A 13,428-nucleotide genomic window follows, 5' to 3' on the forward strand; every position below is an offset into this window, starting at 1 on the left:
GGGGCGATCTGGTCTACCGGTTCCGCTTCGTCGTCATCGTTGTCGTCGGTGCGGCGATGTTGGCGTTGGGCGCCTACGGCATGGGGCTCGGCCCCCGCCTGACTCAGAGCGGCTGGTTCGATCCGGGCTCGGAGTCGGTGAAGGGCGCGGAGATCGCCGACGGGTCATACGGGCGCGACCACAACGCCGACGTGATCGTCATGTACAACGCCCCCGAGGGCAAAACGATCGATGACCCGGAGTTCCAGCAGAAGATCGTCGCCAGCCTGACCGGGGTTGTCGCCGAACATCCCGATCAGATCGGCAAGATCAACGGCACCTATTGGAAGGTGGGCGACGCGCCCGCTGTGCCGTCGGCGTTCGGGTCGAAGGACAAGAAACACGCGTTCGCCTCGATCGCCATCGCCGGTGACAACGACACGGTCATGATGGCCAATTACCGTGCCGTGCAAGACGTCTTCTACATCCCGGGCGTCGACGTCGAGGTCTCGGGCTTGCAGCCCATCGCGGTCACGCTGACCGACACCCTCGACCACGACTCCAAGCGGATGGAAGTGCTGGCCTTCCCCGCGGTGGCGATCCTGCTGTTCTTCATCTTCGGTGGCATCGTCGCCGCCGCGCTGCCGCTGATCATCGGTGGTCTGACGATCATCGGTGCCACCGGCATCGTGACGGTGCTGACCAATTTCACCGAGGTCAACATCTTCGTCACCGGCGTCGTCTCGATGATCGGGCTCGGTCTCGCGATCGACTACGGCCTGTTCATAGTCAGCCGTTTCCGCGAGGAACTGGCCGAGGGGTACAGCACGCCCGCCGCTGTGCGGCGCTCGGTGATGACCGCCGGACGAACAGTTGTCTTCTCCGCGACGATGATCATCGCCAGCCTCGGCGGCATCCTGATCTTCCCGCAGGGCTTCCTGCGGTCGGTCGCGTACGGCACCATCGCTGCCGTCTCACTGGCGGCACTGACCGCCATCACGATCCTGCCCGCGATGCTGGGCATCCTCGGCCCCCGCGTCGACGCGCTCGGTCTCAAGCGGTTCCGCAAGACCAAGACCGCCGAGCAGATCGAGAACGGCTTCTGGGGCAACACGACCCGCTGGGTCATGAAGCACCCGCTCAAGATCGCTATTCCGATCACCGTCGGTCTGCTGTTGCTGATCATCCCGGTCAAGGACCTGGCGTTCGGCGGCATCAACGAGAAGTACCTCCCGCCGGACAATACGACCCGGTCCTCGCTCGAGCACTTCTACGAAGTCTTCCCGCAGAAGAAGACCGACCCGATCCAGCTGGTCTTCGTCTCGGACAACACCAACGCGATCGGCAAGGTCTGGAAGGAAGCCAACCAGGCTCCCGGGCTGGTCGGTCCGTTCGAGGTGCCGGTCAAGTCGCCGACCAACCCCGAGGTGTTCCGCACCTCGGCGACCCTGGTCGATCCCACCGGCGGCGCCGAACCGACGATCGACTATCTCCGCTCGATCGAAATACCCGACGGCGTCACGATGTACGTCACCGGTCAGCCCGCGCTCATGGCCGACAGCATCGACACGCTGCTGGAATTGATGCCGTGGATGATCTTGCTCGTGCTGGTCACCACCACCGTGCTGATGTTCCTCACGTTCGGTTCGCTGGTGCTGCCGATCAAGGCCGCGTTGATGAGCGCGCTGGGTCTCGGCGCGACCCTCGGCATCCTCACGTGGATCTTCGTCGACGGCCACGGCGCCGGGGTACTGAACTTCACGCCACAGCCGATCAGCGCACCGGTCTTGATGCTGATCATCGCGATCATCTACGGCTTGTCGACCGACTATGAGGTCTTCCTGCTCTCCCGCATGGTGGAGGCACGCGCCCAAGGCGCGTCGACCACCGAAGCCGTGCGGATCGGCACCGCCCAAACCGGCAGGATCATCACCGCTGCCGCACTGATTCTGCTGGTGGTGACCGGCGCGTTCGCGTTCTCCGACATGGTGATGATGCAGTACATCGCCTACGGCATGATCGCGGCGCTGTTCATCGACGCCACCATTCTGCGCATGCTGCTCGTCCCGGCGATCATGAAGCTGCTCGGCGACGATTGCTGGTGGGCGCCGAAGTGGATGAAGCGCATCCAGGAGAAGATCGGCCTCGGCGAACCCATCCTCGACGACGAGCGCCCGGAACACGGTGGCGTGGTCGACCTGGTGAAGACCACCCCGATCACCGACCCGCCGACCATGCAGATGACGGTGGTCCCCGATTCCAAGCTGGCCCGCACCCCGCGCAGGCCGCGCACGGTCGCCGAGATCGAGGCCGAGGCCCCGACCCAGCGCATCGACAAGATCACCGACGCCGAACCCGCCGAGCCCAGTCGCCCGCGCCAGCCGATGTCACCCGATCCGACGCGCCCGCGCGCCTCGATGCTGTCCTCGGGTGAGCCGACGCGGGAGTTGCCGGTCGTCAAGCCGGGTACACCCGTGAACGCCGATCGGGAAGAGCCTGCGAAGCAGGAGGACTCCGGTTCGGACCTGCCGAAGTACGTGTCCGGCGAGCCGACCCAGGTGCTCCCGATCGTGCAGCCGAATACGCCGAATCCCGTTCAGGGACCTGATGATTCGACCACGGATACCGCCGAGGACGAAGACCGTGGCTACTCGGGGCCGAGCTTCGGCACACCCCCCATCCCCCTCGCCGATCTCGGCGATCCCCGAACCGGCCCCGGTGGCGCCGCTCGCTCGACCAACGGGCGCGGACGCACGAACGGCACCGCCGAAACCCCCACCGGCCCGTCGATCTCGCGACCCGGACCGGTCGACACCGGGTCCGGCCTCGATCTGCCCGGCATCGTCACCGGGGTTCCGCCGCGTGGCTCCGAACGCGTACAGCCGCCTTCGGGCTACAACACCTCCGGCGTGATCGGCGAGACTCCGCCGGTGCCCCGGGTGTCGACCCCCGACGAGACCGGCGACAGCGCCGGATTCGGCACCCCCCCTGCCGATTCGCCGCCGCGACCCAGCATTGTGCCCCCGGCCAGGCCGAACACGGCGACACCGCCGCCGCGTGGGATCGTCCCGCCGCAGGCGCCGAGGATCGTGAACACGCCCCCGAACGCGACGCCCCCCGCGCCTGCGAGCGAGACTCCGTCGAGCGGAACTTTCAACGGGTTCAGCCCGGTGACCGCGTCGAACCTCAGGCCGGTCACGCCCGACTCCCCCGCGCCCGATCCGGTCGATGCGGCCCCTCCGGCGGAGCCGAGCCGTCCGTCAGAGCAGAGTCGTCCGTTCGAACAGAGCCGTCCATTCGCACCGAGCCGTCCGACCGAGCCGAGCCGTCCGACCGAACAGAGCCGTCCGACGGAGCAGGCCGATCCCCCTGTGCGCGAGACGGATTCGCGCCCGTATGAGGTCGATACAGCGAGCCCTGACTTCACAGCGGCGCCCGGCTCGCATCGCGCCGAGTCTCACCAGGGCAGTCCGGCTCGCGCGGAAACGGAACCCGAGTCGCCGATCCCGCCGCAGGGCATCTTCGGCACCGCGGTACCCGTGGAACCGCAGCCGAGCTCCCCGTGGAACAACGGCATGACCGGCCCCGGCACACCACGCGGTTTCACCTCGTCCGACCAGGACAGCGGACCTCGCTTCTCGCCGGTCACCCCGTCCTCGGCCGACGAGGCGAACCGTGATCGTCCCGTCGTCGATTCCTCCGGTGACCGGCCGACTTCGGCTCGACCGGCAGACGTGGTGCGCCCGCAGATCGCGCCGCCCGGATTCACCGAGGTCCGACCCGAGACCGCTCCTTCACCCCGGCAGCCGGATTCGGCAACCGGCGAAACATCGGCCGCCAGTGGGGAACCGGCCGGCGAGGCACCGGCGACCGACCAGATCGGCACCCCCGGTCAGTGGCAGGCGCCTTCCGGATTCACCGCTGTTCCGACGCCGCCCGCATCGCCTGCGGAGCCTTCCGACGATGCGTCCCTGGATACTCCTGCCGCCGAAACCGATGCCACCGCAGCGGAATCCCCCGCCGATACGCGCAACGAGATCGAGAACTGGATGGCTCAGCTGCGCTCGTCGCGCCGCGGTACGGCCGCGGACGAGGGTCGCCACCACGGCAACGAGGGCCGGACGGTGAGCGTGAACGAACTGCTGCGCCGACGCGAAGACGACTGACGTTCGCAGTGCTGACACGCGACCGGCGGGGCTTTCGAGCCCCGCCGGTTCGTTGTCTCTAGGAGACCTGGCGCGGTGGTGCGGCCTCGGCGAAGGCACGTGCGTAGCGGGTTCCGGTGAGTAGCAACAGGATTCCGACGGCCAGGAACGCGGTGACGCGGACCAGGCCGGACAGTGTCGCCAGATCGAACAGGAACAGTTTCGCCAGTGCGGCCGCGGCGACCAGCAGGCCGGACACCAGGCAGACTTTCGCCACGGCGGGCGAACTGGCGAGACGACGCAAACCGTAGAACAGCGAGCCGGTGGCCACCACCATCCACACGATGGTCGCGAGGCTGTGCCCGACGATGAAACCATCGGCACCGCCCAGAGATACGCCGAGGGACACCGCGGCGACCAGCACGTAGTACAGCCCCGCGATACTCACCGCGATCCACACCCCGGTGACGAGCGCCGGATCGTCGCACCGCGGCAACCGTGGCACGGTCCACGCCACCATCGCCGCCACGCCCAACCCGACCACGGCCGCCACGGCAGTCGCGACATCGAGTTCCCGCTCCGCGAGCCCCTGCAGCGCAAGTGTTTCCGGCGTAGCTGTCGCCAGCATCACCAGCCCACCGAGCAACGCGAACGCGATACCGAGCCCGGCGGCCACCCGGGTGCGACTGACGGCGGCCACCGCGAGAAACCCCAGACCGGCCGCGAACAGCATGGTCGGTAGCAGTCGAGGGTGACCGCTCGTCGCCGCCACGCAGGTCTGCGACAGAGCTACGGCACCGGTCAGACCCGCCACCAGTGCCGTGTGCCGCGCGATCCGCAACACTGCGACAGGCCGAACATCCTCGGCATCAGGAGCATTCGCGGGGCGGGGAGGCGTCGCGGCGGGGACCACTCCCGTCAGGCGCGGAATCACCGCGGTGGCCGCGAGGCCGAGCAGGACAGCGGCCAGAGCCGCGGTGATCGAGGCGCTCACCATTCGGTCGAACAGTACGGCGACGGCGAGCACCGGAAGGGCGGTCAGCGCGATCGTGATGCTCGCGGTGATGTCATCGTGCCTGCGCCGCACCGTGAGCAGCGCGCCGACCAGACCGACCACCGCACAGGCGATCGCGGCGACCAGCAGACCCTGCCGCTGCTGCGCCTCCGAGCCGGAGATCACCCCTTCGATCCCGCTGAACGCCACCATCCCCAGCACGGCGAGCACCACCGGCACAGTGCGCGCCACGTGGAGCACCGGCCAATCCCTGCGCATCTGCACCGGCACCCCGGCCGCCTGCAACACCACCAGGAACCCGAGCAACATCAACTCGGTGGTCAACGCGGGTGACAGCACCGCGGCCCCCACCACCACCCCGACGGCCAGCGGCTGCGACTGCCACCGCACCGCGATTCCCACCCCGATCAACGCCACCACCAGCGCCACCGCGAGCCCCACCCCGCCAGGGACCCATCGGTAATACCCCGTCACCGCAACGACATCCAGATACATCCCGGCGATACCGGTGGCCACCAACGCGATTGCGCCGACCCGGCCGCCGGGCCGACCGAAAACCCGCCACCCGAGGCCGACGAGTACCACCGAAAGACCTGCCCCAGCAACGACTCTCGCTATCGGGCCGAAGAACCCCGCCTGTGCGGCCAACACCAACAGCATCAGCACGCCGACCAAGGTCACGCCGACCCCGGCCACCGCCAGCACCCGGGAAATCACCCCTTCCCGCTGCCACCACGGCACCCGAGCCTCGCGCCCCGGCCCACGCATCTGCATCGGCATCGGCATCGGCATCGGCGCGAAGGGTCGACCAGCCGGATAAGTTCCCTGCCCCCACCCGTGCCCAACCTGACGCCCCTGCCCCGCGCCCACGGGCACAGCCGCTCCCTGCGCCGGCGCGTAGGTCGCTGTGTGGCCAACACCTGCCCACCCCGCCTGACCGAGGTCAGCGCCCCGAGGCGGACCGCCGTGACCAGGCCCGAAGCCCGCAACAGTCGGCGGGCTCGCGACGGGCGCAGGCCCCACAGCAGGCGACCCCGCAACAGCCGCAGGCCCCGCAACAGCCGCACTCGACGTCGAGGGCACCACCTCGCCCTCGCGCAGCGCTTCTTCGGCCCGCAACTGCGCGGAAAGCACATCCAGATCGCCCCCCAGCTGACCCATCCTGGCGCCCAGCGCGGTGAACTCCCCCGAGAGCCGCGCTACGAGCGCGGGATCAATAGCGGTACTCATATCCCCATCGTCGGCGCCCGACACCCGCCGAACATGAGTAGAAACCCCCGTCAGTCCCCGGTTCCTACCCGAATCAGCCCGGGTAGCCCTCGATGTCTCCCCGACTACTCGGGATCATGACCCCAGAAACCGTCGCCACTGCACCATCAACGGATACTTCGCCGTCACCGACCCGAACCGGATACGTCCGTGCACGACAAGGTGCAGAGGTCCGATCGGCGGCCCCGTACGCACCTTGTTGTTGGCCGAGGACCCCACCAGATCGAGACCGTTGAGGTCGACGGTGGCCGCCGCTGGGACGAGCAATGTGAGGCTCGTGCAGTAGTCGTCGACCTGAATCTCCACGATCTGCGTCTGCATCACCGCCTCGGTGAAGTCCAAGGTCACCCCGGACATCAGGTTGTTGAGGTGCAGCACCGGCGGCACCTGCCACGGCCCGCGTCGATGCACCCCCGACAACCGGCTGCGGATCGCGCTCGGATTCGATCCACCGGCCGGAACCGGGATGTGTCGTGGGCGCGGCATCGCGGCGGGCTGCGGTGTGCCCGCCACCCGCATACCGGGCAGGTCGACCAGCACGGCGTTGAGTTCACCGCGGGTCTTGGCGGCCAGCGCGGTGTCCATCCGCTCGGTGAACTCCCCGAGCGACAACATGCCGAGCCCGACGGCACGCTGCAGCAGCTGACCGACATGCTCACGTTCGGCATCGGAAACACGCAGCTCACGGTCACCGACGGGACCAGCCGTCGCGGCACCGGGTACGAAGAGGGATTCAGGACCGCCCATGTCATCGAGGGTAGCCAGACACCCCTACCGAGCACATCAGGGCAAACCCCTAATCACTGCGACTACTCGAGCCCCTGCTCGATCGCGTAGCGGGTGAGTTCGACCCGATTCGCCAGCTGCAACTTGCGCAACGTCGCCTGCACGTGGTTCTCCACGGTCCGGTGCGAGAGATTCAATCGAGTAGCGATCTGCTTGGCCGACAACCCCTTGGCCACCATCCGCAGAACTTCGGTCTCCCGCTCGGTCAACGACGGCCGATGCGGCTGATCGGCGGCCGCCGGTGCGGTCGCCATCCGCCGATACTCGCCGAGCACCAACCCGGCCAGCCCGGGCGTGAACACCGGCTGACCAGCGGCAGTGGCCGTCACAGCGTCGATCAGCTCGGCGGCGGACGCGCTCTTCACCAGATATCCGCTGGCCCCGGCCTTGATCGCGTCGAGCACATCGTCGCGCTCGGCCGAGGCCGACAGCACCAGCACCCGGCTGTGCGGCGACACCCGCAGCACTTCGGCGGTGGCCGCGGCCCCGTTCCCGTCGGTGAGCTGCATATCCATCAACACCACGTCCGGCTGTACGGCCGCGGCCCGGCGGGAGGCCGTGCCGACGCCGTCCGCGGTGGCCAGTACCTCGAAACCGGCTTCGGCGAGATCGCGCGAAACACCCTCACGCCACATCGGATGGTCGTCGACCACCATCACCGTGATCACCGGCATCGCCCAGCTCCTCTTCTCAGCGCGCCGGATGGCGCGGAATCCGGAATTCCCACTCGGTACCGAGGTCCGCGCCCTCGGTCAACAACTCGGCACTGCCGCCCAGCGCCTCGATCCGGCCGACGATCGACCGCGAAACCCCCATCCGCCCTTCGGCTTCGGCCGCTTCCAGCCGTCCCGTCGCGATCCCCACACCGTCGTCGCGCACGCTCACCACCAAGCCGTCACCGGTGTCTTCGAGCAGCACATAGGCTTTCGCGTCGGCGCCGGCGTGCAACGAGACATTCGACAGCGCGGTGTTCACCGCCGCCGCGATCTCCTGGGCGACCATCCGTCCGACCAGCACCGGATCGCCCGGCGTGGCCACCGATATCTTCGGCGTGGCGTGCGCGGTCAGCAGTGGCCGCAGATCCACGTCGCCCGACCCCGGATCTGGCAGCTCCGCCTGCTCGGACAGCAGCACCCGCAACGCCACCTCCTGCTCTCCGGCTCGCTGCGCGAGTTCCTGTGCGGGCCCGCCTATCTCGCTTCCACGGCGTTTGATGAACGCCAGCACCTGCAACACCCCGTCGTGCACCTCGCGAGCCAACCGCTCCCGCTCCTGCGCCGCCGCCGTGATCCGCAAAGCCCGTTCGAGCTGCCCCTGCGCCCGTCGAGCGGTATTGGCGGCCAACCCGAGCGCCAACCCGACCGAAACGAGTACCGGTGCGGTCGCGTCGCCCCAGACATCCTGTCCCCACTGATCGCGCACGGTCACCACGACGGCCGACATGGCAAGTCCGGCGACAACACCCGCGACAGGTCCGCGCAGAATGGCCATCGAGATCACCGAGTTCGCGATCCACAACGTCGTCGGCAGGGTCTGATGTCCGTGGTACCAATCGTAGTCCGCGACAAGCCGAGTCGAGGCGATCAGCGCGATCGTCACCACCTGGTCGCCGAACACCACCCAGCCGCGGATCTTCCCGGTCGCCTCGGGGAAGTACCACTGCGACAGCAGCAGCGCCGAACTGCCCGACCAGATCGCCATCACCGCGATCAGCATCCAGCTCAGTCGCGGATGCTCGTAATACGACACCGACGCGATCTGCTGACCGATCGCGTACAGCAGCGTGACCAGCCGAAACGCCTGCGCCGCCCGCCACAGCGGCGCGGTCGCGGCGTCGGCCGAGCTCAGCTCAGCGGTGTGAGTCCGCATCGCCGGACTCGGCTTCTTCCATGCGCAGCCGCTTCGCCACATCGAAGCGGCCCGGCGGCTCCGGTTTGTCGGGTTCGGCGCTGAACCGTTTTCGCTCCTCGGTGGCGACCAGCTCGCCGAAGGCCTCCTCCGGACTGTCGGCGAGCAGATAGCGAATCGCCGTGTTGCCCACCGCGATCAGCGGCACGGCGAGCAGTGCCCCCGCGATTCCGCCGACGACCAAGCCCGCGGTGATGGCCAGCACCACGGCCAGCGGATGGATACTCACGGCCCGCCCGAGCAGCAGCGGTTGCAGCACATGGCCTTCCAGCTGCATCACCGCGATGATGATGCCGAGCACGATCAGCGCGGTCACCGGGCCCTTGGTGACCAGGGCGATGAACACGGCGACGAACCCGGCGAAGAACGCGCCGATGATCGGGATGAACGCGCTGATGAACACCAGCGAGGCCAGCGGCAAGGCCAACGGCACATGCAGAATCGCCAGCCCTGCTCCTATACCGATCGCGTCGACGGCGGCCACCGCGACGGTGGCACGCACGAACCCGACCAGCGTTCCGAAGCCCAGTTCACCGGCGGTGCGGACCTTTTCTCGGTGCGCGGTGGGGATGATCCGGGTGACGAAGTTCCAGATCTGATCTCCGCCGTAGAGGAAGAAGATGAGAATGAACAGGATCAGGAAGGCACCGGTGAGAATGTGGCCGATGGCGGTGGCGGTGGTCAGCGCGCCGCTGGTCAGGCTCTCGCGGTTGTCCTGAATGGTGCGCACGATGGTGTCGCCCGCGTTGCGGATCTGCTGATCGCTCAGATGCGGCGGACCGTTGATCAACCAGTCCTGCACCTTGTGCACGCTGTTGGTGACCTCGTTGGACAGCCCCGGCACACCGTCGACGAACTGTTCGACGACGAAGGTCAGCACCCCCGCCAGCAGACCGATCGACCCCAGCAGCGCGACGAACACGCCGAGCGAACGCGGAATCCCCACCCGCTGCATCCAATCGACCATCGGCGCGAGCAGCGCGGCGGCGAGCAGCGCGATGGCCAGCGGGATCACCACCGTGGCGAACTTCTGCACGAGCATTCCGACCGCGAGCAGGGCGCCGAAGATGATCAGCAGCCGCCAACTCCACGCGGCGGCTTTGCGGACCAGGGGATGAACTGCCTCGGCGTCCGAGCGCCACGGCGTTGACGCGGTCCCGGAATCTACCTTCTGGTCGGTCACTCGAGAGAGCCTATCGGTCCGAACGCTAGATTGGTGGTCGTGTCGGCGCCCCTGGAAGCGGTCAAACAGACCATGCGAACGCGCTGGCCGCTGTATCTGACGTCTGTGCTGCTGGCGAACGCCTTCGGCGCGGTGCTGGTGTGGGCCTTCATCCAATACGGCCTGCCGGTTCCGGAGGGCGATCCGGGTGGGGTGCGCCAGACCGGTCTGCTCGCGCCGCTGCTCGTTTTCGGGGTGGCCGCGGTGCTGAGCATCTTCGCCGCGGCCCTCATGCTGCGGCCGGTGATGCGCTGGCAGATGCGCGGCGGGCCACCGAGCAGACGCGAGCAGATGGCGGCCCTGCACGTGCCGCTGCGGCAGTCGATCGTGCACCTGGTGCTGTGGATCATCGGTGGCGGGATCCTGGCCGCGCTGATCATCACCGAATCGCCCGAACTGGCGGGTGCGGTGATCGTCACCGAATGTATGGCCGCCACCATCGTGTTCGGCTTCACCTACATGCTGGGCGAACGCATCCTGCGCCCGGTCGCCGCGGAGGCGCTGACCGAGGGCACCTTCGACCACACGCTCACCCCCGGCGTCGGCACCCGGATGGCGATGACCTGGGGCATGGGCACCTTCGCGCCGACCATCGCGATCGTGCTGCTGTGCGTCACCCAGATCTCCTCGGACGTGAAGTTCTCGGCGAAGTCGCTCGCGATCTCGATCCTGCTGCTGTGTGGCGTGGTGATCCTGCAGGCGCTGGCGCTGTCGATGCTGACCGGTTCCTCGATCTCCGACCCGGTGCGGCAGTTGTCCCAGGCCATCAACAGGGTGCAGGCCGGCTCGCGTGACGTGCAGGTGGAGGTCTACGACGGGAGCGAGATCGGGCTGTTGCAGGTCGGCTTCAACCGGATGATGGACGAGGCGGCCAAGCGCCGCAAGCTGCAGGAACTGTTCGGCCAGCACGTCGGCGAGGACGTGGCGCAGCGAGCACTGGACTACGGCACCGAACTCGGTGGTGAGACCCGATTCGTCGCGGTGCTGTTCGTGGACATGGTCGGTTCCACCGCCGCCGCGGCCGAACGCCCGCCGACCGAGGTGGTGAGCCTGCTCAACGAGTTCTTCCGGGTGGTGGTCGACGTGATCGACAGCCACCACGGTTTCGTCAACAAGTTCGTCGGCGACGCGGCGCTCGCCATCTTCGGCGCCCCGCTGGATCGCCCCGACGCGCCGAGCGCCGCCCTCGCCGCGGCCCGCGACTTGCGCGAGGCCCTGCGCGAGGTGACCAGCCTCGATATCGGCATCGGCGTCTCGGCGGGCCTGGCGGTGGCCGGAAACATCGGCGCCGCAAATCGTTTCGAATACACCGTGATCGGCGACCCCGTCAACGAGGCGTCGCGGCTCACCGAATTGGCCAAAGATCATCCCGGCCGCGTTCTCGCTTCGGGCAGCGCGCTCTACTTCGCCGACGAAAGCGAGCAAGAACATTGGATAACCGGAGACGAGGTCCAATTGCGCGGCAGACGCAGAAAAACCCGCCTGGCCTGGCCGAAGTCGGCGATCGCCGCGCCGCGCGGGGACGAGGAAGAACAGATGCGTTCGTTAGGCGTACCTGCGCCTTCGCTCCGGCCGTGCGCAGTCTGCGGACGGCCGGAAGCCGACTGTGTTCACTAGGCTGAGACCGTGACGGCCGACGGCGACCTAGCAGGCGCACCGGCCGAGCGCCGCCGCCGCCGCTTTCGGTGGGTCAAGTGGGTGCTCGGCGCGGTGATCCTCGCGCTGCTCGTCGGCGAAGGCGTGTACCTGTGGCCCCGCCTGCACGAATCCTGGCGCACGCTCACCGAGATCCACTGGGGCTGGCTGTTCCTGTGCATCGTGTTGCAGGCGATGTCGATGAGCGGTTTCGGGCGGGTGCAGAAACAACTGCTGCACGCCGGTGGGGTGGACGTCAGTCAGGGGAAATCGGTATCGGTGGTCTACGGCGCGACCGCGATGTCGCTGACGCTGCCCGCCGGACAGGTCTTCTCCACCGCGTTCACCTACCGCCAGACCCGGCGCTGGGGCGCGAGCCCGATCGTGGCCTCCTGGCAGCTGGTCTTCTCCGGCGTGGTCGCCGCCGCGGGGCTGGCGCTGCTCGGGATCGCCGGCGCCGCGCTGGTCGGACAGGGAATCGGCTTCAAATTCGTCGTCTCGCTGGTGGTCCTCGCCCTGGTGGTGTTCGCAGGCAACTATCTCGCCCGCCATCCCGGCACGCTCGAGGCCGTGCTGCGGCGGGTACTCGCGCTGGTGAATCGGCTGCGGAAGAAACCCGCCGATCACGGCATCGCCAAGCTGGCCGAGATCCGGGCGCAACTCGAGTCGGTCGATCTGGGGAAGAAGGACGCGGCGCTCGTCGGGGTGTGGGCGCTGGTGCACCGGTTCGCCGACGTGGCGTGTCTTGGCACCGCCTGTTACGCGATCGGCGCCGATCCCAAGTTGTCCGGGCTGCTCATCGCCTTCGCGGCGGGCAAGGCGGTGGGGTCGATTCCGTTCGCGCCAGGCGGCATCGTCTACGTGGACGCGACGCTGATCTACAGTCTCACCGCGGCCGCGGGCCTGCCCGCCGCGCAGGCCGTCGCGGCCGCGTTCGTATACCGGCTGGTCAGCTTCATCCTGGTCGCCGTGGTCGGCTGGATCGTCTTCGCGTTCCTGTTCCGCACACCACAGGCCGACGACGAAGAATACGAGCAAGAGTTCAAGCAGCAGCGACGAATCTGATCAACGCAGCGCGCGAATGGCCGCCCGCCAACCCAGCAGGAACAGCGCGAGGACGCAGGCCGCCACGACCATGAAACTCAGTGCGACGCCCTGACCGCTGATGGCGCGCAACACCATCCCGCCGACCAGGGTGCTCGCCCAGATCAGAATTCCGTTGGGCCACAACGCCGTTGCGTCGAACCGCGTGTTCCGTGCGAGGTAGACCGCTGAGACCCAGCCGAGGATCAGTCCTAACCCGAAGGGCCACACCGTTTTCAGCAGACCGGCGATGACGGCTTCGTCGTGACTGCGCCTCCCGATCGCGCAGAAGACGATCACCAATAGAGCATCGATACCGAACGGCGCGTATCTCTTCACCGACGTAGCGTAACCGGTCAAGATCGACTTCGAGACCGGGTTCATAG

Annotated in this window: 9 protein-coding genes; 3 read left to right on the top strand and 6 right to left on the bottom strand. The window is 67.9% G+C overall.

Features of this window, described 5'->3' with window-relative positions; genetic code table 11:
* Positions 1-4,145: MMPL family transporter (locus ACFWF3_RS00005; protein ID WP_379311828.1), on the top strand; the 4,145-nt coding region annotated here is incomplete at its 5' end.
* A gap of 58 nt (positions 4,146-4,203) precedes the next feature.
* Here ACFWF3_RS00005 and ACFWF3_RS00010 read toward each other — a convergent pair.
* The 5 genes from ACFWF3_RS00010 to ACFWF3_RS00030 all read right to left on the bottom strand — a co-directional run bounded on the left by ACFWF3_RS00010 (position 4,204) and on the right by ACFWF3_RS00030 (position 10,285).
* On the bottom strand, positions 4,204-5,931 hold the full coding sequence (locus tag ACFWF3_RS00010) for a DUF2339 domain-containing protein (RefSeq protein WP_379311829.1): 1,728 nt from the start codon (positions 5,929-5,931) through the stop codon (positions 4,204-4,206).
* A 552-nt stretch (positions 5,932-6,483) separates the two neighbouring features.
* Positions 6,484-7,155 (bottom strand): DUF1707 domain-containing protein, encoded by a 672-nt coding sequence (locus tag ACFWF3_RS00015; RefSeq protein WP_378653837.1) that lies wholly within the window; start codon positions 7,153-7,155, stop codon positions 6,484-6,486.
* A gap of 62 nt (positions 7,156-7,217) precedes the next feature.
* Complete coding sequence (locus tag ACFWF3_RS00020) at positions 7,218-7,868, bottom strand: response regulator (RefSeq protein WP_378916257.1); 651 nt, start codon at positions 7,866-7,868, stop codon at positions 7,218-7,220.
* A 16-nt stretch (positions 7,869-7,884) separates the two neighbouring features.
* Positions 7,885-9,063: a MacS family sensor histidine kinase gene (gene macS, locus ACFWF3_RS00025; protein ID WP_378989210.1), complete on the bottom strand. Its 1,179-nt coding sequence runs from the start codon at positions 9,061-9,063 to the stop codon at positions 7,885-7,887.
* A complete protein-coding gene (locus tag ACFWF3_RS00030; protein ID WP_379311830.1) occupies positions 9,044-10,285 on the bottom strand; it encodes an AI-2E family transporter in 1,242 nt (413 codons plus the stop codon). Before ACFWF3_RS00030 ends, macS begins: the two co-directional genes overlap by 20 nt.
* 72 nt (positions 10,286-10,357) lie before the next feature.
* Here ACFWF3_RS00030 and ACFWF3_RS00035 point away from each other — a divergent pair, with 72 nt between their 5' ends.
* Complete coding sequence (locus ACFWF3_RS00035; RefSeq protein WP_378989532.1) at positions 10,358-11,941, top strand: adenylate/guanylate cyclase domain-containing protein; 1,584 nt, start codon at positions 10,358-10,360, stop codon at positions 11,939-11,941.
* A 9-nt stretch (positions 11,942-11,950) separates the two neighbouring features.
* Positions 11,951-13,024 carry a YbhN family protein gene (locus ACFWF3_RS00040; RefSeq protein WP_378989212.1) on the top strand — a complete coding sequence of 358 codons (1,074 nt, stop codon included), beginning with the start codon at positions 11,951-11,953 and terminating at the stop codon, positions 13,022-13,024.
* Here ACFWF3_RS00040 and ACFWF3_RS00045 read toward each other — a convergent pair whose 3' ends face one another.
* Positions 13,025-13,381, bottom strand: coding sequence for a DUF3054 domain-containing protein (locus tag ACFWF3_RS00045; RefSeq protein ID WP_379311831.1), 357 nt, complete (start codon positions 13,379-13,381; stop codon positions 13,025-13,027).
* Between the last annotated feature and the right edge of the window lie 47 nt (positions 13,382-13,428).

It is taken from the genome of Nocardia sp. NPDC060220, assembly GCF_042727815.1.
GTDB lineage: Bacteria > Actinomycetota > Actinomycetes > Mycobacteriales > Mycobacteriaceae > Nocardia.

Bases quoted from the DNA above. Each gene is read 5' to 3' on its own strand.
- ACFWF3_RS00010 (WP_379311829.1), bottom strand. From the start codon at position 5,931: ATGCCGATGCCGATGCCGATGCAGATGCGTGGGCCGGGGCGCGAGGCT.
- ACFWF3_RS00015 (WP_378653837.1), bottom strand. From the start codon at position 7,155: ATGGGCGGTCCTGAATCCCTCTTCGTACCCGGTGCCGCGACGGCTGGT.
- ACFWF3_RS00020 (WP_378916257.1), bottom strand. From the start codon at position 7,868: ATGCCGGTGATCACGGTGATGGTGGTCGACGACCATCCGATGTGGCGT.
- macS (WP_378989210.1), bottom strand. From the start codon at position 9,063: ATGCGGACTCACACCGCTGAGCTGAGCTCGGCCGACGCCGCGACCGCG.
- ACFWF3_RS00035 (WP_378989532.1), top strand. From the start codon at position 10,358: ATGCGAACGCGCTGGCCGCTGTATCTGACGTCTGTGCTGCTGGCGAAC.